This window comes from Exiguobacterium sp. ERU653, assembly GCF_018617775.1.
GTDB classification, from domain to species: Bacteria; Bacillota; Bacilli; order Exiguobacteriales; family Exiguobacteriaceae; genus Exiguobacterium; species Exiguobacterium marinum.
On record NZ_JACSKV010000007.1, the window covers coordinates 17,428 to 43,919 of the forward strand.

Genomic DNA, 26,492 nt, shown 5'->3' on the forward strand with positions numbered 1-26,492 from the left:
TCAAAAAAAAAAAAAGTCGCGAACAAAAATGTTCACGACTCGTCTTGTATTAAGACCTATATAGTTACGAGTAGAAGCTAATTGGTATTCGAAGGATTACCCGCGTTTGGCTCCACGTCCACCGCGTTTCGAATCTGTTTGACGTTTCAAAGTCGTAAGACGCTCGTCGCTATCTTTCAAAAATTTACTCATCAATGTATCAAATGTTTCTGGCTCGCGGCGCTGCGGTTCGCGACGACCACCACCACCACGTGGGCCACCACCGCTGCGTCCACCAGGACGTGGACCGCCTTGACTAGGGCCACCCGGGCGTGGACCACGAGAGAAACGCTCACCGGCCGGACGCTCTGGACGTTCGCTTACAGGGCGGTCTACTGCTTTTTTGATGGATAATCCAATTTTTCCATCGCTTTCGACGTTCAATACTTTCACCGTGACTTCTTGACCGACTGTCAACACTTCATTGATATCTTTGACGTAAGAGTCTGCCACCTCACTGATGTGCACTAAACCTGTTTTGCCGTTCGGGAGCTCGACGAACGCTCCGAAATGCGTAATCCCTGTGACCTTACCTTGTACCTTGCTTCCTACTTCAATTGACATAAAATAATGTACTCCTTTTTTTGATTGATTCTTTACAATTATACGAGTCGTTTCCTCAACGGTCAACGAACCAACTTATTCTTCTGGTGAGAAGTAGAAAATAATCTCTCCATCTTTAGAGAAAAGCAGCTCATTTCGCGCTAAGTTTGCGATATAATCCTCATCTTGTAATCGCTCCGCTTGCTCTTTCAATTCATCTTGCTCGTCTTGTTGTTCACGCAACTCTACTTTTGCTTGAGCGTATGCTTGTCGTTGGTCCGACACATAGCCGACTTTTGAAAAGTAACTCTGCCCAATCAAGACCATAACAAATAAAAATAGGAGTGAGGCCGCCGCCAAACGACGGCGAAGATGAATTCGTCGCCGATGTGTGTCTTTTTCCAGCTGTTCTCTACGCTCGTCTAGCGCACGAATGCGCCGTTGTCGATCCATCGGATTACGTCCATTCATCGCCTCATCCCCCTCCTCTTAATACACTAAGTATACTTTTTTTTACGAGTTGATACTACCATCCATCTTCTCTTCTTTAAGTAAACGATACATTTCTTTCGCATCTTCTTTACGTGCATGTTCCGCGATTGAATCAATAACGACCGTAACGAGCTTATTTCCGAACCGGATTTGTAGTTCATCTCCGACTTTGACGTCTGTGCTCGCCTTTGCGACTTGTCCATTCAATTGAATCCGTCCCTGATCTGCTACTTCTTTCGCTAACGTACGACGCTTGATCAAACGTGATACCTTTAAAAATTTATCTAGTCTCATAAACCTTTCTCCTTTGCCTCGTTCCAAAGTTCATCCATTTGTTCGAGTGTCATCTGCTGAAGGTCCCCATTTACTTCAATGTATTCGAATCGACGTTTAAACTTTCGGTTCGTCTGTTCTAGAGCTTGCTCGGCATTCAGCCCAACGTATCTCGCGATATTGACGATGGAAAACAATACATCTCCCAATTCTGATTCGTCACCAAGTTCCTCACGCCATTCGTTCAATTCTTCTTCGAGCTTCGTGAAGGCCCCGGATACGTCATCCCATTCAAACCCTACTTGGGCGGCTTTCTTTTGAAGTTGTTCCGCCCTCATCAATGAAGGTTGGTCGATGAGCACACCATCGAGATGCGATTGTTTCTTTTCCCCTTTTTCGGCTTGTTTAATCGTGTTCCAATTTTTCACGACCTCGGAGGCGTTTTCAACTGTGATGTCCCCAAAGACGTGTGGATGACGACGTACCATCTTTTCACTAATCGAACCAATCACATCACGAATATCAAAGTACCCCTCATCTGCACCGATTTGAGCATGTAACATGACTTGGAGCAAGACGTCGCCCAGTTCTTCAATAATCGCATTATCATCTTCTGCATTGATGGCTTCAATCAGTTCGTACGCTTCTTCCAGTAAATACTTCCGAAGCGACTCATGTGTCTGTTTGCGGTCCCATGGGCAGCCGTTCGGACCCCGAAGTGTTGCAATAATCTGTTTGAGTGTCGCAAAATCTTTCGCCAAATACGATTCGTCGACGAGCGGTGGTACATAGAGCGTCGTCAAATTGTTCACTTCCGCCACACGGTCCATCTCGAATAGCGGAATGTGTTTGATTCGTTCTTGTGTAGTTCCTGCAGCGGTCACAAGGGTGACGGGATGCTCATCCGGATAACGCTCCATTAGCTGCACTTTGACATCCCCTGCTACAAATCCATCGTACACTTGACCAATAAGAATGTGCTGGGTGACCTGCAGTCGTTCAAGGTCGAGGGCTGTCGCATCAAGCAGTTGAAATCCATTGATTGGATCGATTTGAAGCGCTTGAAACATCGCGTCTAAAAAGCTTTGACCGCCAAGCACATGAAGATCGGCTCCGCGTTCCACCAACAGTTCAACGGTCCGTTCTGCTACGAAAGGATGACCCGGTACAGCATAAGTGATCGCCATTTCTTCACATTTATTCATTAATGTCTCAACAATCTGATTATAGACCTCTTCAAAAGTTTCGCTTGATTCGTAAATCGAATCAAAAGAATCGAATACGAGCCCTTCTGATTCTAACTCACGAACGACCGGATGCTCTTTCGTCCGCAACCAGACGAGTGGTTGCTGTTTTAAATGGCGGTACACACCGAGTGGTAATTGATTTAACTCGCCGGACCCGAGTCCGACCACCGTGATTGTATAACCCATATCAGTTCTCCTTTTTCTCGAGCACATCGAGTAGACGACTTCCGAACGGAATCAACTCCCATTCCGCAAGTGACAACATCCGTGTGCTCCATAATCTCCATATATAGAGGACGGCCCCGCTACTCACCATCCCGATCAACCATCCGAAAGCAGTGATTCTTGAATCGACCCACATCTGACCAACCCAGTTTAACACGGCAATGAGGAATATCATGGGTACCAGGACTTTCCATAGCGATTTGTAATGTTTCGACCGAAACGAGCCGAGCGGAATCGAACGGTCGAGCGCTTTAAAGTTATAGAATGCCATCGCCAAAAAGCCGATCGAGGTACCAATTGCCGCCCCCTCAATCCCATAGATTGGGACAAGCCATGCATTCGTCACACTCTTCACCAAAATCGCGACGACCATACTACGAGCGGCGACCCATTCTCGATCAATCGCCTGCAAACAAGTCATACTTACAATCGCCAAAGAGGCAGCGAACGTACTTGTAGCTAAAAACATAAGTGCTTGTGTTCCTGACTCATCTTCAAATAGTGCCACGTTCAAGAAGAACATGACCCCTATCAAGCCGATCGTCGCTGCACCAGCAATCGCAGTCGTCACCCGAATCATCGAACGGAGTCCTTGTGTCGTCTTTTGTAGATGTCCCGCCCGATAATGACGGACGAGCATCGGCACATTGGCCATCCCGATGGTCGTCGTGAACAAGATGGCGAATTGGACGAGCGGGTATCCCCGATCAAACACTCCTTTGCTCACCTTCGCGTCATACGTCCCCCCCATCAAATTGACGATGGTGAAAGAGTCGACAAGTTGCATCCATAGAATCCCGAGCGAAGCGAATCCAACCGCGAAACCCGTCGTCAATAAGAGACGCATCCCTCTTCGAAACGTGGCTCGTCGCACCTTCACAATCTGCAAACCACGCGTTCGATAGACCAAAAAGACAATCGCTACGATTCCACCGATGAGCGTCGCACCGTACGCATATTGGCTAAGCGTATATGCATCTTTTCCGAGTCGTACCCCGATCCATAATAGCGACAGCATGACTGTGACGCGGACAAAGTTCTCGAGCACTTGTGACCATGCGCTCGGTCGTAAGTCATCTCTCGATTGAAAAGCGCCACGTAATACGGCCGAGGCTGGCATAAGTAAATAACTTAAACTGATCACCCGGAGTGCCGGTGCCAGCTGCTCATCTCCTAGCCATCCGGCAAGGGTCGGTGCGAATACCCATACCGTAACAACGAGGACAATCGATAGTAGAAACAGCGCATAAAAGCTCCCCCATAGCACTTCCAACTTTCGATTTTCCCCTTTTGTCCCGATACCAATTTTCGCAATAACGACTGGCATCGCATAAATCCCGAGTGAAGCCACGATCGCAGCGAATGGATAGACGGTTTGATAGGCATAGAGCCCGAAGTCACCCGCTAAGTTTTGATACGGGACACGATAAGCGAAGCTAATCAGTTTCGACACGTAGCCGGCAATGGCGAACAAGACGACACCTTGCGCAAATTTACTTGGCGACTGCATCGCCTACCAACCGCTTCGTCAGTTCCTCTAATACAGTATCGGCATCATTTAGGAGCTCTGTTAGGGGGACACGGCCACTGAGCGATAGTTTCAACGCCCCATCTTCTTGACCCACCCCAAGTTTGCGACCGAGCGGCATTGTCCATTCCATGAAGGATGATACATCAAGTGCAGCTGTCGACTCTTTTGATAAGACGATTTCAATGCGTCCCGGTGTTTGCTTGATCCGACTCACTTTTGCCAGTTCTCCGTAAATACGTAAGCGCGTCAGTTGAATGAGAAGCGCGACCGGTTCAGGGAATTCACCAAATCGCTCAATCAATTCGTCTTGAAGGGCGAATAATGCGCTTGGCGTATCCGCATATTTGAAACGTTTGTACATCTCGATTTTTAATTCACTATCCGACAAATAATTATCTGGGATATACGCATCCGCTTGGAATGCAATTTCCGGCTTGAATACAACTTGTTTTGCTTGTCCACGCATTCGGTCTTTCCGCTCCTCGATTGCTTCGGAGAGCATTTGTGAGTACAGATCGAAACCGACCGAATCGATAAACCCTGATTGTTGTGCACCTAGCAAATTACCAGCACCCCGAATCGACAAGTCCCGCATCGCAATCTTAAAGCCACTTCCGAGCTCCGTGAACTCTTTAATGGCCTGAAGTCGATTTTCGGCGACTTCCGTTAATCGCTTATCTTTTCGATAGGTGAAGTACGCGTAGGCGATTCGATTCGAGCGTCCGACACGACCACGAAGTTGATAGAGCTGCGACAACCCCATCTTGTCAGCATCATGGACGATAAGTGTATTGACGTTTGGAATATCGATTCCCGTCTCGATGATTGTCGTCGAGACTAAAATATCTGCCTCTCCTTCTAAAAAGCTGATCAATTGGCTCTCGAGCTCACTCTCCGTCATCCGTCCATGTGCCGTCGCGATACGCGCGTCCGGTAATAGGGCACGAATTTCTTCCGCTTTTCGTTCGATACCTTCGACACGGTTATAGAGGAAGAACGCCTGCCCACCACGAGCGAGTTCACGCTCTAAAGCTTCACGCAAGACGATCCCGTCATACTCCATGACATATGTTTGGACCGGATATCGATTTTCAGGTGGTGTTTCCAATACGGACAAGTCACGGATTCCAATCATCGACATATGGAGCGTCCGCGGAATCGGTGTGGCAGTCAACGTGAGCACGTCGATATTCGTCTTCAGTTGTTTCAAACGTTCTTTATGTTTAACGCCGAACCGTTGTTCTTCATCGATGATGACGAGACCAAGATTGGCAAACGTTACGTCTTTAGACAACACGCGGTGTGTACCGACGACAATATCAATCGTCCCTTCTTTCAAGCCCTTCTTCGTCGCGGTCATCTCACTTTTCGAGCGGAAACGGCTCATGACCGACACATTGATTGGAAATTCGCTGAATCGTTCGAGCATCGTCTCATAATGCTGTTGGGCGAGGACGGTCGTCGGGACAAGAAATGCGACTTGCTTTCCGGCGAGTACCGCTTTAAATGCCGCCCGAATCGCCACTTCCGTTTTCCCATATCCGACATCTCCGCATAAGAGACGATCCATCGGACGCGAGCGTTCCATATCTGCTTTGATTTCAGCAATCGAGCGAACTTGATCTTCTGTTTCAGCGTACGGGAATGAAGATTCAAACTGACTCATCTCTTCATCGTCCGACGGAAACGCAAAACCAACCGAGGCCTCTCGTGCCGCATACAGTTTAATCAACTCATCGGCAATGTCTTCAACCGATTTAGCGACCTTCGATTTGACCTTCTTCCATTCCGTGCCACCCAGTTTATAAATCTTCGGTTCTTTTCCTTCTGCCCCGACATATTTTTGCACGAGATCAATTTGGTCGACTGGTACGTAAAGGGCATCGTCACCAGCATAGACGAGATGCAAGTAGTCCTGATGAATCCCACCGACCTCAATCGTTTTGATGCCTAAGTACTTTCCGATTCCATGGTGCACGTGGACGACATAATCGTTCGGCTTCAACTCTTGGTAACTCTTGATTCGTTCCGCGTTCGTCAAGTTCTTCGTCTGACGTTTCCGTTTCGTCACACGTTTGAACAGTTCTTCTTCTGATACAACGACAAGACGACTCGTAGATAATTCAAACCCACCTTCAATTTGACCGATAATGACGGACACACGTCTCGGCTCTAACTCTCCATCGACATTCGTAAACGTCGAGGAAATGCCATAGTCTGAAAGAAGTGCTGTTATTTTATCTGCACGCGACCGATCTCCCGCGAGCACGACAATTCGTTGATCACCTTGTTGCCAACGTTCCACTTCTTGTTTCAATAAGTGCATCTGTCCGTGAAATGCCGGTAGCGGACGACAGCTCAAATGAACCGTGTCGGTCTCAGGTATACCTGAACGACGAGACGGCAATAATGAGAAGGCCACTTGTTTCAAGTCAAGGAACACTTTATGCATTGGGACAGCGAGCGTATAGTTACTGACCGCTTCCCCTTTTTCGATGAGCGAAGAGAACCACTCGGCGTCTTCCCGGTCCTGCACATCCGCGGCGTCATCAATTCGTGCCACTTCATCCAAAATGAGTACGGCGTCTTTTCCTACGTAATCAAGAAGCGTTGATGTATAAAGAAGTGGCGAATACTTTCCTACTTTATCTGGGAAATCACCACGCTCTAAACGTTCGATATCCGTCACGACTCCTTCATCGAGCGCCTGACGAATCACATCGTTTGTAATCAATTCCACCGTTCTGTCGTATTGCTTGCGAAGAGCGCTACCCGCTTGTTTCAGCTGTTCCTCAGTCGCAACAAACTCCGTTGCAGGCGTAATACACACTTCCCCTATCACCCCGAGCGAACGTTGGGTTTCGGCATCAAACGTAAAAATCGAATCAATTTCAGTGTCAAACAAGTCAATTCGATATGGACGCGCTTCTGTGAGCGGGTAAACGTCTAATATGCTACCTCGTACGGAAAACTCCCCTGGCGTCGTTACAGTTGCCGTCCGTTCATACCCCATCCCTGACAATTGTTTCGCAAAATCCGCTAAATCGAGATCACTTCCAGGCTTCAACATAACGCGGCTGTCTTGCCATGCTTTTGGACTCGGCATGTAACGTCGTAATCCACCGAGTGGCACGACAACAACGCCTCCTGTTTGGTCAAGGAGACGGGTACGGGCATCGATTCGGGCGGCCAACAGTTCCGGACTAGATGTCAGTGATAGTTCACCTGCTAGCGTCTCATCAATTGGATAAAGCAGTGTTTGATCAGGGCCGATGAGTGATTCAAGTTGATCAAACATTTTTTGTGCTTGATACATATTGTGTGTCACGACGACGAGGCGTCTCGCTGACGATTTCACGAGTCCTGCTAAGACAAGAGCTTTCGCGCTCGTCGTCAGACCCGTTACCAATTGACGGTCCACTTTTTGTAGCCGCTCGCGAATGACATTCGTCTCAGGGAGCGCCACCATAAATCTTTCTAAAGCATTCATTTGTTTTCCTCCAACTCATACGACAAAAAAGGGTGCGATGACCCTTTAGTTGTATCGATTCATCAGTGCTAGCCAATCTGTATCTACAAAATCAGTTGCTGCAGTTACGGCGTTGTCGATTGTCTCGTTCAACTCCGATAACTCATCTTTCCGATAGTTCATCAACACCCAGTCGACAACTTTAATCGGATGCGGGGGACGACCGACACCAAGCTTCAATCGCTTGAATTCAGTGGTTCCTAAATGTTGAATAAGTGATTTGATTCCGTTATGACCACCCGCGCTTCCTTTCGGACGGAAGCGAAGCTTGCCGGGAACCATATCCAAATCATCATAAATCACCAATAAGTCGTCAATCTCAATCTTATAATAATCTAAAATGGGACGGACCGCTTCACCCGACAAGTTCATATACGTAAGCGGCTTCACGAGTACAACGCGTTCACCATTGATTCTTCCCGTTCCCATAAGGGCATTAAACTTCGCCTCATTCAGCGAGATGCCATGCTTTTCTGCGAGACGATCAATCGCTAAAAAACCGACATTGTGTCGCGTCATCTCAAACTTTTTCCCGGGATTTCCAAGACCGACGATGCATTTCATATCATTTCCTCCTGAACAAAAAAGCCCAAAGGCGAATGCCTCCGGGCCTCGTTTTTTTAATCGAATAGGGTACTGACCGATTTATGCTCGTGTACGCGCATAATCGCTTCCCCAAGTAAATGGGCAACCGACATTTGCTTGATCTTGCTCGAGCAAGGGCGACCCGTCAAATCGATGGTATTTAGGACAACCAACTCTTTGATCGATGAGTTGTCGATGCGCTCCATCGCTGGACCAGAAAGAACCGGATGCGTACAAGACGCATATACTTCCTTCGCGCCCGCTTCGACGATGGCATCTGCAGCAAGAGTGATTGTACCCGCTGTATCGATGATGTCGTCAATCAAAATCGCTGTTTTCCCTTCAACGCTTCCAACGATGTTCATGACTTCAGCGACATTCGCTTTCGGACGACGCTTGTCAATGATGGCAATCGGTGCTTTCAAACGTTCTGCCAATTTTCGTGCGCGTGTCACGCCACCGTGATCTGGAGAAACGACCACGATATCTTTCGCTTGAAACTCTTCTGTTTCAAAGTAAGTCGAGATGAGCGGTACACCGAGTAATTGGTCAACCGGAATATTGAAGAATCCTTGAATTTGCGCTGCATGCAAATCCATCGTGATGACGCGTGTCGCACCCGCTACCGTAAGAAGGTCAGCGACAAGTTTCGCTGTGATCGGTTCACGCGAGCGTGCTTTACGGTCTTGACGTGCGTACCCGTAATACGGCATCACGATGTTAATCGTACGGACAGAAGCACGTTTGAGTGCATCGATCATGACGAGCAATTCCATGAGCGTTTCGTTTACAGGCGAGCTTGTTGATTGGATGACATACACATCATCTCCACGAACACTTTCCTCGATGTTAATATAGAGTTCACCGTCGCTGAAACGTTTGACTTGGCAATCACTGAGCGGGACACCAATTTCTTTCGCGATTTCTTCAGCAAGCGGGCGGTTCGAGTTTAAGCTAAATAGACGAATTTCTCGTTCGTATACAGTAGACATGTTTAGGATTCTCCTCCATCGTTTTCCATAATGACTGGCAGCAAGTTATCGTTTTGTGTAACCTTCTTTATTCGTTTGGCGTTCGCGTGCAATCGCAAGCGCCTCTTCCGGTACATCATTTGTAATCGTCGAGCCGGCTGCGACAATCGCACCTTTCCCGACTTTTACAGGGGCAATCAAGTTGACATTGCAGCCGACGAATGCATCGTCTTCTACGACTGTCTCAAACTTATTTTTGCCGTCATAATTCACCGTAATCGATCCGCATCCTAAGTTGACACGTTCACCGATCGAGGCATCCCCGATATAGCTCAAGTGCGAAGCTTTCGCACCATCACCGAACGTTGATTTTTTAATCTCAACAAAGTTACCGACGCGTGTGTTCGCGCCAAGAACAGCTTGTTGACGCAAGTGAGCGAAAGGTCCGACTTGAGCCTCTTCACCGACCCGACTGTCTGTCACGACAGACTGGCGAACAACGGCATTGTCTTCAATCACACTGTTACGGATGTCCGAGTTTGGACCGATCACACATTCCGAGCCGATTGTCGTCTTCCCAAGAATGACTGTCCCCGGATAAATGACCGTATCCGAACCAATCACCACATCTGGAGAAATGTATGTCGATGCAGGATCCATAAATGTAACCCCTTCACGCATGAGACGTTCATTCGTCCGTTTCCGCATGATCGCTTCCGCTTGTGACAAGGCCACGCGGTCATTGACCCCAATTGTCTCATCAAACGTCGGTGCTGTATGCGCCGCTACCACTTCGCCCGATTCTTTTGCGATTGCGATGACATCAGGTAAGTAATATTCACCCTGTGCATTATTGTTTCCGACTCGTTTAAGTGCATCGAATAACAATTCGTTATCAAACACGTACGTACCCGTATTGATTTCATTGATGGCGAGCTCTGTCTCAGAAGCATCTTTATGTTCCACGACTTTTGTCACGTTCCCATCTTCACCACGAATCACACGACCGTATCCTGTCGCGTCGTCGGCAATCGCAGTCAGTACAGTGACTTTCGCTTGTTGCGCTTCATGATGAGCGAGAAGGGCTTCTAACGTTTCCGCTGTAAGTAGCGGTGTATCTCCACAGACGACGAGTGTCGCCCCTGATTTACCCGCAAGCTCTGCTTCTGCCATTTGAACAGCATGTCCCGTTCCAAGTTGTTGTTCTTGGACCGCATACTCTACTCGTGTGCCGAGCGTATCTTGTACCGCTTCCGCCCCATGGCCAACGATTACGATTTGACGACTGACACCGATTTGGTCTAACTGGTCGACAACATGCTCAACCATTGGTTTCCCTAGAACCGGATGAAGTACTTTATAAAGCTTCGACTTCATTCGCGTCCCTTTTCCTGCTGCCAAAATGACTGCAAAACGCTCCATTCTTGATTCGCTCCTATCTCACAACAGCTGTGATTGGTCTGTATAGTTCGGCTTATCTGTAACTAAATCCTATTTACACCGTTTCTACTATATCGAAACCGTGCCTTCGTTTCAATAGTTGTACCGTTCCTTAACCATTGAAACGCAAAAAAACAGCGGTAGGGAACCTAACCGCCGTTTCCTGTCATTCATTCATACCGTAAGACACTTGTTGTGGGTCAAGGACGTCCACACCCATATTGGAATAGGTTTCCAAAACAGCTGCTTCAACTTTCTGTCGCATCTCCCCATTAATCGGATGCGCGATATCGCGAAAAATACCTTCTGGTGTCCGTTTGCTCGGCATGGCGACAAATAGACCGCTACTCCCTTCGATGATTCGAAGGTCATGTACAACGAATTCATGGTCAAGTGTGATTGAGGCCAATGCTTTCATTCTGCCTTCTGTCGCGACTTTGCGAATTTTTACGTCTGTGATCTGCATGTTTCGCATCCCCTTTATCGTCGTTGTCTACGCCATGGTGTGGTCTTCTGCAAGGTTCAGTTAGTTTCAAACGAACGTCATGACTCCATATTGATAACTCTATACCCTCTAATCATAAAACGAAATCAAAATTTTGCCAATCAATTTAGGAACTGTTCCACATTCCCCCGTGAAATGGTGACGAGACCCTCGTCTGAATCAACATTTGTCAATTTCATCAAACTGACGTATTCGCTGACCATCTTCTTCTCGGCCCCTTCAGCTTCCATCAACACACCGACACCCGCAAGGTTTGCCTCGAATTCATTCAAGAGACTCATCATCCCACGAATTGTTCCCCCGGCTTTCATGAAGTCATCGATCAAAAGTACATTCGCACCGCGTGGCAGACTTCGGCGTGCAAGTGCCATCGTACGAATTGCTTTCGATGAACCAGATACGTAGTTGATACTGACAGTCGATCCTTCTGTGACACGACTATCCGAACGGACGATGACAAATGGGACACCTAATTGTTCGGCAACGGCATAAGCAATCGGGATTCCCTTCGTCGCAATGGTCATGACGACATCAACTTTCCGGTCTGCGAACACAGACGCAAAAACTTGACCCATCGGCTTCACCTGGCTTGGATTACCTAACACGTCGGTTAAGTAGAGGTATCCACCCGGTAATAGACGCTCAGGTTTTGATAACTGATCACAGAGCGTATCAATCATCTCAAGTGATTTGTCTTTACTCCATCCTGGAATAAACATAACACCACCGGCCGCACCAGGAACGGTAACAAGCTTACCAATTCCATCATGAGACAGCATTTCACTAACAATGACAAGATCTTCGCTGATCGAGGACTTTGCAGCTTTATAACGGCTTGAAAACATCGACAACGAGACAAGCTGATGCGGATGGTCAAGCAAATAACGGGTCATATCGACGAGACGACCACTCCTACGAATTTTCATACGGATTCTCCTTCACTTCTTCATTAATAAACGAATGTTCTAATGAAAATATATCACTTTCATTCGTTTTTGTTCAATGTCTTTTGCCGAGAATCCGAACGACGAACACTTCTGGGCAAAATCCTTTTAAACCGTTATAGATTCGGTGCGCTTTTTGCTCGTGTTCAATCAACGCAAAGACAGTCGGTCCACTTCCACTCATGAGAACACCTTCCGCCCCGCAATGACGCATCGTCTCTTTGATTTGTTTTACTTCCGGGTGAAGTTTGAGCGTCACACTTTCGAGCGAATTCCCGAGGTTTTCACAAATTCCGTGAAAATCTTTCTGATGAATCGCTTCCACCATAGCCTCAGTGTTTGGATGATGGACCTCATCCATACGCACAGCCCGATACACATCTGCGGTTGAGACCCCGATTTTTGGTTTGCCGAGCACAACGTAACACGGTGGCGGCGCAGGAATCATTTCTAACCGTTCTCCACGCCCTCGGGCAATCGCCGTCCCCCCGATGACACAAAATGACACGTCAGACCCGATTTCCGCACCGAGCTCCGCTAGTTCCTCTAATGACAAGTTTAATGAGAACAGTTCGTTCATCCCGCGAAGCGTTGCCGCCGCATCACTCGATCCACCGGCAAGACCAGCAGCTACTGGAATTTGTTTATCGAGCACAATCTCGATACCTTGTTGAATATTAAAACGCTCACGCAACAACTCCGCTGCCCGATATGCTAAATTTCGATGATCATTCGGCACATAGGCATGTTCCGATTGAATCCGAATCTCATCCGATTCTAGAACTGTCAACTCCAAACGGTCTGCTAAGTCGACTGTCGTCATTATCATTTCTACTTCATGATAGCCGTCCGAACGCTTTCCGAGAACATCGAGCGTCAAATTAATTTTTGCCGGCGCTTTCACACTAATCGTGCGCATCACGTTCACCCTTCCCATTTGTCTCCTGTTCGACATTGTACCGTAAACAGGCGCACAAAAAAAGAAGCAGCTGCCAATGCATCCGCCCCTCATTTATAAATCAATTGCCGAATTCAATTTTAACTGTATCCGTTAGGACATCAGCGTAGCTATACGAGACACGCTCAACATTGTGCAACTCTTCGTCTAATTTCACAACGAAGACCGCAGGATATGTCTCAACGAGCGTTCCAAACCGAGTAACGACTTTCTTACGACCGCCGTTTGCTTTCAACGTCAATCGTTCACCAACATGCGATTCGAGTTTCTGTCTGATTTCTTGTAACGTTTTTGGCATACGCTTCACCTCACTGTTACAAGTATAGCATATTTAAATATGAAAATAAAGATTTATATTATAACGACTAGTTTTAAGGTCGTCAACTATTTTTAAGTGGTAAAATTGTGTCAGATAATCGTGCGAATTCTTCTAGGCTCAACGTTTCTCCTCGACGCTTTGGATCGATTCCCGCCTCATGAAGTGAGCGTTCGAGTTCGACTTTATGTTCTTTTCCAATATAGTTTGTCAAGTTGTTCAGAATGGTTTTACGACGTTGTGCGAAGCTTGCGCGCGCGACATCAAAGAAAAAGGCCTCGTCCTTCACCTGTACAGCCGGCTCCTTGCGCATTCGAAGCGTGATGACGGCCGAATCGACGTTCGGCGCTGGAATGAATACGTTTTTCGGAACGATAAAACTGACTTCTGTCTCCGCGTAGTACTGAATCGCAATCGATAGTGAACCGTATGCCTTCGTTCCAGGTTTTGCACCAATCCGTTCTGCCACCTCTTTTTGAATCATCATGACGAGTGAACGGAATTTCACACCACTCTCGAGCAATCGCATGATGATCGGTGTTGTAACGTAGTAGGGCAAGTTTGCGACAACGGATATATCTTCAATACCTTCATTTAAAAATTCCTGCTCGACGATTTCACGTAAATTTAATTCTAAAGCATCCCCATGAATCACTTTCACGTGCGGATACGGTGACATCGTATCTTCGAGAATCGGTAAAAGACGTTGGTCAATCTCAAGCGCCACGACTTTTTTGGCGCGCTTGGCCGACTGCTCCGTTAGCGAACCGATCCCGGGACCAATCTCGAGTACTCCGCTTGATTCACTCAGTTCTGCTGCACCGACAATCTTACTTAAAATATTTAAATCGATTAAAAAGTTTTGACCTAGCGATTTTTTGAATGAAAAACCGTGGCGCTCTAAAATTGATTTCGTTCGTTGGATTGTTGCAATGTCTTTCAACCCTGTTCCTCCTCTAATTGAGCAAGTGCCTGCTCCCACTCTTCAATCGTGACGCCGAGCGCCTCGACCCGTTTGACAAATTGTTTGGCGTTCGGCTCACCGATGCGAAGCAGTACGCCGAGCCGTTTCCGACGCGTCGCAGCCGCTGTACCTCCGATTAAATCAGCCTCTAATACCATCTTCCGTGTAACGATCGGTTGATCTGTTTCGACACGCGGTTCAAATACCGAACGCAAGACGCGACGAATCGACTCAGGATTCGCGTGTTCTACACCAATTTTCCCACGTTTGTCCTTTGCCTCGGCACGAGGCAGGTGGGCATGCTTACACCCTTTGACCCGCTCCTCGACGATTGCTCGAATCCGGTCCCCCGGGTAATCGGGGTCCGTCAAAATGATGACCCCCCGTTTTTCTTGTGCACGACGAATTCGTTCGATCGTCTGATCAGACACGGCAGAGCCGTTCGTCTCAATCGTATCGACATCGAATACCTCTTGAAGTCGCGCCGTATCGTCACGCCCCTCTACGACGATGATTTCTTGTATTTTCTCACGCATTGTCTGATCCTTCTTTCTCTTCTTCTTGTTTCGGAATCACCCAGATGGTGAGCGGCTTACGACCAAACGTCACGGCCTCTTCCTTTTCATCCATCATGATGTCGATTTTTTGACCTTTGATCGCACTTCCTGTATCAAGGGCAATCGCCATACCAATCCCTTCAACGTATACGCGGGTCCCGAGTGGAATGATAGCAGGGTCAACCGCTATAATCCGCATTCCTTCAAACAGTATCGTGTCCGTCACATCATATCCACTTCTTGTCAGCACGCGCCCGTTATATGTCACCGTATCTTCCGGATTGTTCGTATAAGCGGTCGCTTCTACAAGCAATTGTTTCGCAGATGAGAAATCTAACACGTCATCCGTTTTGGGCGCCTCGACAATCTCCACTTCGGCTTCCGGTATAAACGGGCTCGATTCATCCGCAGTCGTCGGCTCGGTAGTCGATTCCACGACTTCCTTCGTTCCCACTTTGATGATCTGCGGCGTCGTTTTACGCAACGTTTCCACTTCCGTTTTCGTACGATTTGTAATTGTACCATTTTCCACAGTAAGTGCATACCTTGTCCGTTCAAGTCCAGGAACCCCGACTTGTACCGTTTGCTTCACACCTTCGTCGAGCGTCTCATCCTCTTCCTCAACCACCTCAAACGGAATCAACTGGCTCTCATATTGAACAACGTCACGATTCGTATTGACCGTAATCGTCAATCCTTCACGAATGGATGTCGACAGGGCTGGTATGACCGTGTCACTTTCCGTCACATCGATGTTCTCTTCTGTTAACAGTTGTTTAACGTCTGTTGCCATCGTGTAGATCGTCAACGCATCTTGCCCGACAATCAAATTCACCGCAACAACCGGTTGATAACGAATCGTCATCCCATTCGCCACCGGTGTACGCACGGACGGATATACGGTGTCTCCATCCCGCACGGTCACTCCGTAGCGCAACAACACGTCCTCCACGGTCCTTTCGCGCGTTTGAATCGACTCGATTTGTCCATACCCAATTTGAAGTGACACCTCATGTGAACGCTCAATCCGGATCAGACGGTCTTCCGGTACATCCCCACTCAGTGCTGGTGTGACGTAATCCGTCTCATCTAACGTGATGTTTAATTCTTCAAGCACCTCGAGAACGGAATCTGCCCTTGTCTCATGCTCAATCACGACACCGTCATCGACGACCTTGATTACTTCAGGCTGTAGCATGACATACGCCACAGAAGCGGTCACGATAACACCTATACTAGCTAGCACACGTTTAATCATGGAAGTCGAAACAGCTTCTTCGCGTTAGCTGTCGTCGCTTCTGCCAGTTCATCGAATGCCATGTCTCGAAGTGACGCAATCTCTTCCGCTACATATTTAACGTATGCCGGTTCGTTCCGTTTTCCACGGAACGGGGTCGGGGTCAAGTAAGGACAATCCGTTTCGACGAGAAGACGGTTCAATGGTACTTCTTGTGCGACTACCTTCGGAACCTTCGCATTTTTAAACGTGACCGGCCCTCCCAATGAAATATAAAAGTTCAAATCTAAGCAGCGAGGCAAGAGTTCAACGGACATGCTATAACTATGGAACACACCACCGACTTCCTCGGCATGCTCTTCTTCCAAAATATCGAGCACATCAGCCGTCGCTTCTCGATTATGAATGACAATTGGCATATTAGTCCGCTTTGCGATGGCAATTTGTTGGCGGAAGAGACGCTGTTGCACGTCTCTCGGCGACTTGTCCCAGTGATAGTCGAGACCGATTTCACCGAGTGCCATCACTTTCGGATGACTCATAAGTGCTTCAATCCGTGCCAAATCCGCATTTTTACAATCAATCGCATCGACCGGATGCCACCCCACAATGGCATAGATGTCTTCATGCGCTTCTGCCAACTCGATTGCCCGATCGATGGTCGGCGTATCAAATCCGACGACAAGTAGCGGAGATACTCCTGCTTCTCTCGCCCGCTCGATTGTCTCTCCCACATCCTCGTTGAACTGTTCTGCATTGATGTGCGTGTGTGTATCAATCAACATCTTGTTTCCTCCTTAGAAAAAGAGAGGGAGACCGCGGTCTCCCCCATTCCATTATTTGACGATGGCACCGTTCGGCATCTGGTCTGACACCGTTGCGAGTTCTAGCTTTCCATCACGATCTGCCGCTAAAATCATCCCTTGAGACAGTTCTCCCCGAAGTTTGACCGGTTTCAAGTTTGCGACAACGATGACTTTCTTGCCAACCAAATCTTCAGGGGCATACCATTCAGCAATACCAGACACGATTTGACGCGTCTCTTTCCCGAGGTCGACTTGAAGTTTCAACAGTTTCTTCGCTTTTTTAATCTTATCGGCTTCCACGATTTGACCTACACGGAATTCGACCTGATCAAAGACATCAATCGTGATTTCAGGACGAACGTCTTCATCGACTTCTTCCACTGACGCCGTTTCCGTTTCTTCAATCCGTGCTTTTGATGCTTGACGCATCATTTCTTGGATTGCATCCACTTCTTCCTTCACATCACGACGTGGGAAAATTGGCGTCCCGTCCGTCACAACCGCATTGTTAAAGTCCGCGAATGTATCGAGTGCCTCCCAAGACATATCCTCTCCCTCGAGCCCGAGTTGACGGAACATTTCTTTCGGGGCACGTGTCATGAATGGTTGGATCATAACAGCCACGTGACGTAGAACGCCCGCAAGGTGTGTCATGACAGAAGCGAGTTCTTCACGCTTCGACTCATCTTTCACGAGAACCCACGGTTGTGTCTCATCAATGTATTTGTTCGCACGGCTGACGAGCTGCCAAATATTTGTGAGTGCGACCGAAAATTCCATGTGCTCCATGGCTTCTTCCGTTTTGCGTGTCGTTTCCTTCACCATATTTAACAGTTCCGCATCGAACGCTGTGACATTACCGTTATAGGCCGGAATGTTTCCGTCAAAGTACTTCTTAATCATCGCAACGGTGCGATTCAATAAGTTCCCGAGGTCATTTGCCAAATCGAAGTTCAAACGGTCAACAAACGCTTCCGGAGTGAACGTGCCATCCGCTCCGAACGGCACTTCGCGAAGAAGATAGTAACGGACAGAGTCGAGCCCATAGCGGTCAATCAATGGAATCGGATCGACCACGTTTCCTTTTGATTTCGACATCTTTCCATCTTTCATAAGCAGCCACCCGTGCGCAAACACTTGCTTCGGTAACGGGAGGTCAAGCGCCATTAAGAGAGCTGGCCAAATAATCGTATGGAAACGGACGATTTCTTTTCCAACCAAGTGTACGTCTGCCGGCCAATAGCGGTTGAAGAGCTCGTCATTGTCTGTCCCATACCCGAGTGACGAAATATAGTTCGTGAGCGCATCGACCCATACGTAAACGACGTGTTTCGGGTTCGATGGGACTTGTACGCCCCAATCAAATGTAGTACGCGAAACTGCCAAATCTTGGAGTCCCGGTTTCAAGAAGTTATTGATCATCTCGGTTTTACGAGATTCCGGCAAAATAAACTCAGGATGTGACTCAAAGTATTCAATCAAGCGATCCGCGTATTTGCTAAGACGGAAAAAGTAGCACTCTTCGCGCACAAGCTCGACTGGATGCCCGCTGTCAGGGCTTTTTCCATCGACGAGTTGTGACTCTGTGTAGTACGTCTCATCCGGAACTGAATACCATCCTTCATACTCACCAAGATAGATGTCCCCATTTTTAAGTAACGTCTCAAAAATATGTTCGACCACTTTCTTATGGCGGTCTTCTGTCGTACGAATGTAGTCATCGTACGAAATTTCAAGACGATCCCATAAAACTTTAATCTCTTCAACGACTTCATCAACGAAAGCCTGTGGCGTCACGCCTGCTTCTTTCGCTTTTTCTTGAATTTTTTGCCCATGCTCATCCGTTCCTGTCAAATAACGGACGTCAAATCCTTTTAAGCGTTTGTAGCGCGCAACCGCATCACCTGCTACCGTGGTATATGCGTGACCGATGTGCAATTTCGCACTCGGATAATAAATTGGGGTTGTAATATAAAAAGTTGGCTTCGCCATGATTTATTCTCCATCCTTTCGACATATGCAATTTCCATTATACACGGTTCGACAAAAGAATTTCCAAACCTAATTGTTTGGAATTTTTTTGCGTTTTCTTCGTCATAAATGTTCCAAAAATACCCTTTCTTTGTTTCAAGTTCAAACTATCGGGGAAATTTAGGTATATATCGTTCTCAATTCGACAAAATTCGAAAATTTACTTTTCCAGATAGTAAGCAGTTGACTGCAATTGGAAAGTTTAGTATGCTTTTTGCTGTAGTCACATTGTCGAATTTTGACGATTCATGTCACCACGAGATTTCGACACCATTGGAGGAGGAAACACAAATGAAATCTACAGGTATTGTACGTAAGGTTGATGAACTTGGTCGTGTCGTTATTCCAATCGAATTGCGCCGTACACTCGGAATTGCAGAGAAAGATGCTCTCGAGATTTACGTCGACAACGATCAAATCGTTTTGAAAAAATATAAGCCGAACATGACTTGCCAAGTTACAGGCGAAGTATCGGACGATAACTTCAAATTGGCAGACGGCAAACTCATCTTGTCACCAGAAGGTGCACAACGTGTTCTCGTTGAATTGAAGAACATGCTCGAAAACTACTACAGCGAAGAGTAAGCAAGGATTTCCTTGCTTACTCTTTTTTATGCAGTTGATGGTACGCATCGTATATATCGTTTCGGGATTCCCCACGGTCTTTCGCCGTCTGTTTGATTGCCGCGTTTGGTTTTTGTCCTTCTTCTATATAATGGACCACGTGCTCGTATGCAGAAAGCGCCTCCCACCACGTAGTCGTAGGGGCCGATTCCGTTGCTCCGCTCACAAGGACGACAAACTCACCGCGTACCTCGCCTTCACACCACTGTAAGGCTTCATCTACCGTCCCTCTCAAAAACTCTTCGAACGTTTTCGTCAGTTCTCGACCCAATACGATCTGTCGGTTCCCAAACACTTGTCGAACCGCCGTTAACATTTCTTTCAATCGATGAGGGGCCTCATAGAAAATGACGGTGCCCGGTTCATATTGAATCGATTCCAACACGTCAACGCGGTCTTTCTTCTTACGCGGTAAAAAGCCGTAATAGAGAAAACGCTCTGTCGCAAGACCGGATGCGACGAGTGCTGTGAGTGCTGCATTGGCACCCGGTAAGACGACCACCGGGATGTTTGCCTCAATGGCTAATCGAACGAGATCGCTCCCAGGGTCTGAGATCCCAGGCATCCCAGCATCCGATACGACTGCAATCGACTTCCCTGCCAACAGGTCGTCAATCAGTCTCGGTCCACTCACTTCTTTATTGTGCTCATGATAGCTAATCAGTTTTGTTGGAATCTCAAAGTGACGGCAAAGCTTCATCGTCTGACGTGTGTCTTCCGCTGCGATTAAATCGACTTCTTGAAGGGTTCGTACCGCTCGATACGTCATGTCCTCCAAATTCCCAATCGGTGTCGGTACAATATACAACGTCGGTTGTTCAGTTTGGTAACTCTTCTGTGAATTCATTGGTCGTCCCCTCCATCAACTTCTCTTTTTGTGCTCGGGTCAATTGCTTGATGGACCATTCGTATCGCATGGCCTCTCGCTTCGTCTCAAACGATTGTACATATCGAAGTCGGACAGGCAGTCGCGCTTTCGTATACTTCGCACCTTTCCCGCCATTATGGGCAAGAAGTCGCTTTTCCACGTCTGTCGTGTAGCCCGTGTAGTACGTTCCATCACCGCATTCCAAGATGTACGTATAGTGTTTAGGCATCGAGAATCGCTCGCATCGCTTCTGTATACGTATCGTCTTCTTCATATACAACAAATGGCGGTAAAATTTTAAGACCTGCTTTTCCATCTTTCGATCCCTCGATTAATAAGGTATTCGCCTCGCGTCCCGCTTTCGGGTAAACGAGTTGCATTCGTTTTGGTTCAATTCGATACGCACGCATCAACGTCAGGATATCCAGTAAACGTTCTGGCCGATGCACGAACGCCACTTTCCCTCCTGGTTTGACGAGTTGACTGGCTGTTTTAACGCAATCTTCCAATGTACACAATACCTCATGGCGCGCAATTGTATGATGCTCATTCTGATTCCGCAGAGAAGTATCATTTGCCAAAAAATAGGGAGGATTACATGTCACCACGTCATATCGCGCATGTCCAAGCTGTGTCGCTACCGTTTTCACATCGCCCTCCACCACTCGAATCCGCTCTTCGAGACGGTTGACCGCCATGCTTCGATTCGCCATATCGACTAACTTCGATTGAATCTCCACACCCGTAATGGTCCCTTTTGTACGATATGACAAAAAGAGTGGGATTGCTCCGGTACCGGCACACAAATCGACTAACTGACCTTTTTGAATCGGTACCCATACAAACTCTGCAAGCAGTACCGCATCTAATGAAAATGAGAACACATCATCACTCTGAATGATTTTACCTGGACGTCCGAGTAAATCATCGAGGCGTTCTCCATCTTTTACCGTTACCATCATTTCCTCCTTCTACAAAAGAAAGGCGATGGATAGGGAACCCCTATCTATCGCCCCGTATTAATGTTTATTGAGCATCGACAAACAGAAGAGACAGTCCCCATCTTTTCGTACCTGTCCGTAATGGAGGTTACAAATATGGAAGCCTTCTTGATAAAGCGCAGCCAAGTTGTTCTGCCCTTTCCCCGACAATGCGATTTGTGAATCGCCATTTGTCGTATCAACTTCTGCCAATTGTTCGACTTTTTCGCGCAAGTGATGATTCTCTAGATACATATGCTGATTCTCTTCAAGCAAATAAGCGAGCTGTTCTTTTAGCACGCCTAAGTGCTCCGTTAAGAGTTGCATCTGTTGCTCAATCGCATCTACACGCATCATCACTTCTTTTTTGTCCATTCTTTCCACTGCTCAGCACCCCATCACTGTTTTGACGGTTTTCGTTTAATCGCACCCACCTCAACGAGTTCATCAATTGTATATGTGACGACTCGCGTCCGATCGTGGAGCTCAACTTGAATGAGTTGGTCCAAAATATTGAGACCGATTACCCGACCATCACCTTCTGGAATTTTGATTCGCTTGCCGACGTCTGGTAAATCACGTTTCAATTCTTCGTATGTGTCATTCTCATATTTTAAGCAGCACATCAGACGACCACATACCCCAGAAATCTTGTTCGGATTTAACGAGAGATTCTGATCTTTAGCCATTTTGATGGAGACAGGTTCAAACTCCCCAAGAAATGACGAACAACAAAGAACTCGACCACATGGTCCTATCCCGCTTAGTAACTTCGCTTCGTCACGAACACCGATTTGTCGGAGTTCGATCCGTGTTCGAAACACACTAGCCAAGTCTTTTACCAACTCTCGAAAATCGACGCGACCCTCGGCAGTAAAATAAAAGATTACTTTATTACGATCAAATGTATACTCAACATCGACTAGTTTCATATCTAGTTGATGCTCTCGAATTTTTTCTTCACAGACGGCGTGAGCATCAACGGCTGCCAGTCGATTATCGCGTACGATATCTGCATCCTTTTGGTCAGCGACACGAAGGATTGTCTTCAACGGCATAACAACCTCGTCTTCGCCGAGCTGTTTATCGACTTGGACAACTTCACCGTACTCAATTCCACGTACCGTTTCAACGATGACATGGTTCCCGCGTTTAAGCGTTGCATCGCCTGGTGAAAAGTAATAGATTTTTCCCGCTTCTTTAAAACGGACTCCAACTACTTCAAGCACACGCTTCTATCCTTTCTGCAAATCGAACGAAAGTCGTTCGAACGTTAATTGAGGATTGACGTTTGCCTCGAGTCGTCGAATGGCCGCATGCACACTTTCAATCGCATGTGTGAGTTTAGAGACAGATCGATTTTGGATAAATGCGTTGTATAAAGCAACCTCATTCTTAAATAGCTTCGGAGCATACGTATCTCGCACTTTTAAATGGAGTGCCTCCTCTAGCCAGTGTTCGAATAACTCAAGGCCAACCCGTAACTCATTTCGTCCTTTGAAATGTCCTAACCATTTTTCTTGTGCAAACAAGAGCAACTCTTGAGGTCGTTTCGTCAATACTTCAATTAATTGTACCACTAGCCCGTACGCCTGTACAAACCACTCCTGTCCAAGTGCTTCTTTCGCATCATCCCATTTTGGGTAAACGGTTAAGGCAAGGTATGCCAAATCATATGTGCAAGACAGTTCTTCCGACATGGTTTGTGCCAATTGCGCACGGTCGATTGGGCGAAAAGCGAGTTGTTGAGCGCGCGAACGAATCGTCGGAAGGAGTAGATGAGGTTGTGTCGTTACTAAAATAGCAAGCTTTCCGACACCCGGTTCTTCAAAGAACTTCAATAGACTATTCGCGGCTTGAGTCGTCATCTTATGCGCTTGATGAATAACGTAAACTTGACGATCTCCTTCAGCTCCTCGTAACGACAAGTCACTGAGCAATTGCTGAATTTGCTCTTTTTTAATGCTGGCTCCATCCGGCTCTACTTCGATGTAGTCCACGATGTTTTTTGAATCCATACGTCGACAGTTTCGACACAGTCCACACGGTTCAGCTCCTTGCGGGGTTTCACAAAATAACGCTTTCGCAAACAACGTAGCCGTGTCAATTAAGAATGGCTCATAGTCCCCCGAAAAGATGTACGCGTGGCCCACTTTATTTGAAACGATTGAATTTTTTATGATTTGAGCCACCACTGTTTGGGACTCATGTAATTCCTGAAAACGCATATGCCCAACTCCCATTAAAACTGATGGAATCCTTCAATCGGCAAGACGAAAACAGTCGCACCTCCGACTTGTACTTCGACAGGGTAAGGAATATACGAATCGGCATGTCCTCCCATCGGTGAGATTGGCGTGATCATTTGATCACGACTCGAGCAATTTGATTGAATCACATCCATCAAATCATCGAGACGTTCTTGCGGAATCCCCATCATAAATGTTGTATTTCCTTCTTTTAAAAATCCACCTGTCGTGGCTAATTTCGTTGCGCGGAAATCTCGTTCAACTAATGCGTCGGACAAACGTGCGCTGTCCTTATCGTGTACGATTGCAATCACCATTTTCATCATCTTTTTACGCCTCCTTGTTGTAGTCGTTCGATTGTATAGTCAAGTACCTCATCTTGAATGCATTCAATCGATTGATCAGCGTCAATTCGAATGATACGTTCGGGGTACTGTTTGAGTAAAGTTTGGAATCCTTTGTAGACACGCTCATGGAAGGTCTGATCGCGACTTTCAATCCGGTCAAGTTGTCCACGATCTTTCATTCGTTCATTCGCTCTTTCCGGCCTCAAATCAAACAAAAATGTCAAATCGGGTGTTAAACCGTTTGTTGCCCACTCATTCAGTGACCGAATCTGATCGAGGTCATACTGTAAGCCATATCCTTGATAGGCGATAGATGCATCGATGAATCGATCACAAAGCACAATCGCACCTCTCTCTAATGCAGGACGGATTACTTGTTCCACGTTTTGCGCTCTCGAAGCGGCGTAGAGCATCATCTCAACTCGTGGTGTCATCTCATGATAGTCCGGAGATAATAATACTTCCCGAATCTGGTTTCCGACAGTTGTTCCTCCAGGTTCACGGGTAACAACGATATCGTACCCTTTTTGCTTCAGGCTCTCGACTAATAATTGAAGTTGTGTGGATTTTCCTGATCCATCGGGTCCTTCAACTGTAATAAACATTCCGCTCACTTTTTAAAACTCCTCTACAATAACGTCAATTTGCTCTATCATAACATGCTTACCGGCTTGAAGCTTCCTCCCTAAAGAAATCCATTCCAGGAGTACACGGATTTTCTCTTCTGTAATTCGCTCTCCTTTCAAAATCCATGGGATGCCCGGCGGGTAAGGAATCACCGTCTCTGCTGAAATCGATCCGACAGCCTCTTTAAAGGATACACGGTGTATTAGCTCATCCCCTGCCATCGTATACAGTTCAGATACCCGGTGTGTTGAAGGGAACGGGAAGATGGTTTCATCCTCATCGATTATTGGCACATGAGTCGCAGCCTTTTTCATCAATGTGACCCAATGCTCAATTTCCTGTTTGTTTATTTCCCTTAATGGTAGACACAATAACACGTGGTCAACTGCAGCCAATTCGATGTCTATTCCAATTGATGCAAGGTGCTCACAAAAGACTAATCCATTTTTCGGGTATGTCATGATGGTCACTTTTGTGAAATCGTCCCCGACTTTTACCGAAAAACCTGCACGTTTCAATTCAAGCACGAAAGATACATGACTTTTCTGAATAGAAGACCATGCTTCATCCGTTAAACTTTCTAAATAGGAACGTGCATAATCCAATGAAGCCATAATAAGATAAGATGGACTCGATGTTTGAAAGGATGATAACGCATGTTTCAACTGAACTTCATCGATATCTTCTTTATAATGAATCCAAGCTCCCATCGTTAAGGCAGGTAACGTTTTATGTGCGGACTGTACCACCGCGCTCGCTCCTTCAAAGATTGCAGAACGCTGGGGCAACTGTGGGTGAATCAAATGAGCGCCATGTGCTTCATCGACAAGCAACGGAATGTTTAAATGAGACAAATAATCCGAAATTGCACGAATGTCAGCCATATCTCCATAATACGTAGGAGACGTCAACATGACGGCCCGCCCTCCAGGGAATTCTTGAACGGCTTGTTCAATCGTTTCTAGCGTTACGACTGTTGGAATACCTGTACCACGCTCAATCATAGGCATTAATAAAACCGGTTTTAATCCTAACCATTCAATCGCGTTCCAAACAGACTTATGTGAGTTCCGTTGCACATATACGCGTTCCCCACGTTTTACCGTTGCCGCAAGCATACTCCAATTTCCAACGGTCGATCCGTTGACAAGCCATTTACTTTTACTCGCATACAGGTTACCTAGTGCTGTTTCAGCTTGCTCGATAATCCCGGAAGCATCGTGCAAATCATCTAAATGTGGTAATTCAGTCAGATCATAAGGCATGACTCTTGCGAATGCACTCGGTAATCCATCATTGCCCACCGTACCGTTGTGATGACCCGGTACATGAAAAGACACGCGACGTTCACGTACATGCTGTTCTAAAGTCTCTAGAAACGTAAAAGGGTTTTTCCGAGAAGGAGCCATTTGTTATTCCTCCTAAATTGTTGAATATTAAAAAAAAGACGATCAAGCGTATGCTTGATCGTCTTCTACGTTTGCCTGGCAACGTCCTATCCTCACAGGGGGAGATCCCCCAACTACTTTCGGCGCTGAGACGCTTAACTTCCGTGTTCGGCATGGGAACGGGTGTGGCCGTCTCGCTATCGCCACCAGACTTTT

Annotated in this window: 28 protein-coding genes and 1 rRNA gene; 1 reads left to right on the forward strand and 28 read right to left on the reverse strand. The window is 46.9% G+C overall.

Going from position 1 to position 26,492, the window contains the following annotated elements; all coding sequences use genetic code 11:
• Positions 1 to 96 precede the first annotated feature (96 nt).
• The 18 genes from KNO95_RS14025 to metG all read right to left on the reverse strand — a co-directional run bounded on the left by KNO95_RS14025 (position 97) and on the right by metG (position 19,154).
• Positions 97 to 603 carry a S1 domain-containing RNA-binding protein gene (locus KNO95_RS14025; RefSeq protein WP_214704495.1) on the reverse strand — a complete coding sequence of 169 codons (507 nt, stop codon included), beginning with the start codon at positions 601 to 603 and terminating at the stop codon, positions 97 to 99.
• Between the two features lie 75 nt (positions 604 to 678).
• The gene (locus KNO95_RS14030; RefSeq protein ID WP_214704494.1) at positions 679 to 1,053 is read right to left on the reverse strand and encodes an FtsB family cell division protein; all 375 of its coding nucleotides are present in this window, start codon (positions 1,051 to 1,053) and stop codon (positions 679 to 681) included.
• A gap of 42 nt (positions 1,054 to 1,095) precedes the next feature.
• The gene (locus KNO95_RS14035; RefSeq protein ID WP_026824785.1) at positions 1,096 to 1,368 is read right to left on the reverse strand and encodes an RNA-binding S4 domain-containing protein; all 273 of its coding nucleotides are present in this window, start codon (positions 1,366 to 1,368) and stop codon (positions 1,096 to 1,098) included.
• Entirely contained in the window at positions 1,365 to 2,780 is a 1,416-nt protein-coding gene (gene yabN, locus KNO95_RS14040; protein ID WP_214879421.1) for a bifunctional methyltransferase/pyrophosphohydrolase YabN, read from the reverse strand. Before yabN ends, KNO95_RS14035 begins: the two co-directional genes overlap by 4 nt.
• 1 nt (position 2,781) lies before the next feature.
• Positions 2,782 to 4,329 carry a polysaccharide biosynthesis protein gene (locus KNO95_RS14045; protein WP_214879424.1) on the reverse strand — a complete coding sequence of 516 codons (1,548 nt, stop codon included), beginning with the start codon at positions 4,327 to 4,329 and terminating at the stop codon, positions 2,782 to 2,784.
• Positions 4,313 to 7,840: a transcription-repair coupling factor gene (mfd, locus tag KNO95_RS14050; protein WP_214879427.1), complete on the reverse strand. Its 3,528-nt coding sequence runs from the start codon at positions 7,838 to 7,840 to the stop codon at positions 4,313 to 4,315. The genes KNO95_RS14045 and mfd overlap by 17 nt, the downstream gene beginning before the upstream one ends.
• Before the next feature lie 45 nt (positions 7,841 to 7,885).
• Positions 7,886 to 8,443: an aminoacyl-tRNA hydrolase gene (gene pth, locus KNO95_RS14055; protein WP_214704466.1), complete on the reverse strand. Its 558-nt coding sequence runs from the start codon at positions 8,441 to 8,443 to the stop codon at positions 7,886 to 7,888.
• Between the two features lie 56 nt (positions 8,444 to 8,499).
• On the reverse strand, positions 8,500 to 9,456 hold the full coding sequence (locus KNO95_RS14060; protein WP_012727731.1) for a ribose-phosphate diphosphokinase: 957 nt from the start codon (positions 9,454 to 9,456) through the stop codon (positions 8,500 to 8,502).
• A 45-nt stretch (positions 9,457 to 9,501) separates the two neighbouring features.
• A complete protein-coding gene (gene glmU / locus KNO95_RS14065; protein ID WP_214704464.1) occupies positions 9,502 to 10,857 on the reverse strand; it encodes a bifunctional UDP-N-acetylglucosamine diphosphorylase/glucosamine-1-phosphate N-acetyltransferase GlmU in 1,356 nt (451 codons plus the stop codon).
• A gap of 184 nt (positions 10,858 to 11,041) precedes the next feature.
• A complete protein-coding gene (gene spoVG / locus KNO95_RS14070) occupies positions 11,042 to 11,341 on the reverse strand; it encodes a septation regulator SpoVG (protein ID WP_026824779.1) in 300 nt (99 codons plus the stop codon).
• Between the two features lie 140 nt (positions 11,342 to 11,481).
• Positions 11,482 to 12,306, reverse strand: coding sequence for a pur operon repressor (gene purR / locus KNO95_RS14075; protein ID WP_026824778.1), 825 nt, complete (start codon positions 12,304 to 12,306; stop codon positions 11,482 to 11,484).
• A 73-nt stretch (positions 12,307 to 12,379) separates the two neighbouring features.
• Positions 12,380 to 13,243 carry a 4-(cytidine 5'-diphospho)-2-C-methyl-D-erythritol kinase gene (ispE, locus tag KNO95_RS14080; protein ID WP_214704455.1) on the reverse strand — a complete coding sequence of 288 codons (864 nt, stop codon included), beginning with the start codon at positions 13,241 to 13,243 and terminating at the stop codon, positions 12,380 to 12,382.
• 100 nt (positions 13,244 to 13,343) lie between these two features.
• A complete protein-coding gene (locus tag KNO95_RS14085) occupies positions 13,344 to 13,580 on the reverse strand; it encodes a Veg family protein (protein ID WP_026824776.1) in 237 nt (78 codons plus the stop codon).
• Between the two features lie 82 nt (positions 13,581 to 13,662).
• Positions 13,663 to 14,541: a 16S rRNA (adenine(1518)-N(6)/adenine(1519)-N(6))-dimethyltransferase RsmA gene (rsmA, locus tag KNO95_RS14090; protein ID WP_214701484.1), complete on the reverse strand. Its 879-nt coding sequence runs from the start codon at positions 14,539 to 14,541 to the stop codon at positions 13,663 to 13,665.
• Entirely contained in the window at positions 14,538 to 15,098 is a 561-nt protein-coding gene (rnmV, locus tag KNO95_RS14095) for a ribonuclease M5 (protein ID WP_214704448.1), read from the reverse strand. Before rnmV ends, rsmA begins: the two co-directional genes overlap by 4 nt.
• The gene (locus KNO95_RS14100; protein ID WP_214704440.1) at positions 15,091 to 16,377 is read right to left on the reverse strand and encodes a 3D domain-containing protein; all 1,287 of its coding nucleotides are present in this window, start codon (positions 16,375 to 16,377) and stop codon (positions 15,091 to 15,093) included. Before KNO95_RS14100 ends, rnmV begins: the two co-directional genes overlap by 8 nt.
• Complete coding sequence (locus KNO95_RS14105) at positions 16,374 to 17,141, reverse strand: TatD family hydrolase (RefSeq protein WP_214879430.1); 768 nt, start codon at positions 17,139 to 17,141, stop codon at positions 16,374 to 16,376. The genes KNO95_RS14100 and KNO95_RS14105 overlap by 4 nt, the downstream gene beginning before the upstream one ends.
• Positions 17,142 to 17,192: 51 nt before the next feature.
• On the reverse strand, positions 17,193 to 19,154 hold the full coding sequence (gene metG, locus KNO95_RS14110; RefSeq protein ID WP_214701480.1) for a methionine--tRNA ligase: 1,962 nt from the start codon (positions 19,152 to 19,154) through the stop codon (positions 17,193 to 17,195).
• 330 nt (positions 19,155 to 19,484) lie between these two features.
• On the opposite strand from metG, the gene KNO95_RS14115 reads away from it, so the two are divergent.
• Positions 19,485 to 19,778 carry a transition state genes transcriptional regulator AbrB gene (locus tag KNO95_RS14115; protein ID WP_012727742.1) on the forward strand — a complete coding sequence of 98 codons (294 nt, stop codon included), beginning with the start codon at positions 19,485 to 19,487 and terminating at the stop codon, positions 19,776 to 19,778.
• 16 nt (positions 19,779 to 19,794) lie between these two features.
• Here KNO95_RS14115 and rsmI read toward each other — a convergent pair whose 3' ends face one another.
• From rsmI to rrf, 10 genes are all read right to left on the reverse strand, one after another.
• Positions 19,795 to 20,664, reverse strand: coding sequence for a 16S rRNA (cytidine(1402)-2'-O)-methyltransferase (rsmI, locus tag KNO95_RS14120; protein ID WP_214879432.1), 870 nt, complete (start codon positions 20,662 to 20,664; stop codon positions 19,795 to 19,797).
• Positions 20,636 to 20,914: a GIY-YIG nuclease family protein gene (locus KNO95_RS14125; RefSeq protein WP_214704426.1), complete on the reverse strand. Its 279-nt coding sequence runs from the start codon at positions 20,912 to 20,914 to the stop codon at positions 20,636 to 20,638. The genes rsmI and KNO95_RS14125 overlap by 29 nt, the downstream gene beginning before the upstream one ends.
• Positions 20,907 to 21,644, reverse strand: coding sequence for a tRNA1(Val) (adenine(37)-N6)-methyltransferase (locus tag KNO95_RS14130; protein WP_214879434.1), 738 nt, complete (start codon positions 21,642 to 21,644; stop codon positions 20,907 to 20,909). Before KNO95_RS14130 ends, KNO95_RS14125 begins: the two co-directional genes overlap by 8 nt.
• A 60-nt stretch (positions 21,645 to 21,704) precedes the next feature.
• Positions 21,705 to 22,040, reverse strand: coding sequence for a DNA replication initiation control protein YabA (yabA, locus tag KNO95_RS14135; protein WP_012727746.1), 336 nt, complete (start codon positions 22,038 to 22,040; stop codon positions 21,705 to 21,707).
• A gap of 23 nt (positions 22,041 to 22,063) precedes the next feature.
• Positions 22,064 to 22,894 carry a PSP1 domain-containing protein gene (locus KNO95_RS14140; protein ID WP_026824767.1) on the reverse strand — a complete coding sequence of 277 codons (831 nt, stop codon included), beginning with the start codon at positions 22,892 to 22,894 and terminating at the stop codon, positions 22,064 to 22,066.
• Positions 22,895 to 22,900: 6 nt separating this feature from the next.
• The gene (locus tag KNO95_RS14145; protein WP_026824766.1) at positions 22,901 to 23,893 is read right to left on the reverse strand and encodes a DNA polymerase; all 993 of its coding nucleotides are present in this window, start codon (positions 23,891 to 23,893) and stop codon (positions 22,901 to 22,903) included.
• 14 nt (positions 23,894 to 23,907) lie between these two features.
• Positions 23,908 to 24,237, reverse strand: coding sequence for a cyclic-di-AMP receptor (locus tag KNO95_RS14150; protein WP_026824765.1), 330 nt, complete (start codon positions 24,235 to 24,237; stop codon positions 23,908 to 23,910).
• Positions 24,237 to 24,875 (reverse strand): dTMP kinase, encoded by a 639-nt coding sequence (gene tmk, locus KNO95_RS14155; RefSeq protein ID WP_214879436.1) that lies wholly within the window; start codon positions 24,873 to 24,875, stop codon positions 24,237 to 24,239. Before tmk ends, KNO95_RS14150 begins: the two co-directional genes overlap by 1 nt.
• Before the next feature lie 3 nt (positions 24,876 to 24,878).
• Positions 24,879 to 26,297: an aminotransferase class I/II-fold pyridoxal phosphate-dependent enzyme gene (locus KNO95_RS14160; protein WP_214704417.1), complete on the reverse strand. Its 1,419-nt coding sequence runs from the start codon at positions 26,295 to 26,297 to the stop codon at positions 24,879 to 24,881.
• A 73-nt stretch (positions 26,298 to 26,370) separates the two neighbouring features.
• Positions 26,371 to 26,487, reverse strand: a 5S ribosomal RNA gene (gene rrf, locus KNO95_RS14165).
• Between the last annotated feature and the right edge of the window lie 5 nt (positions 26,488 to 26,492).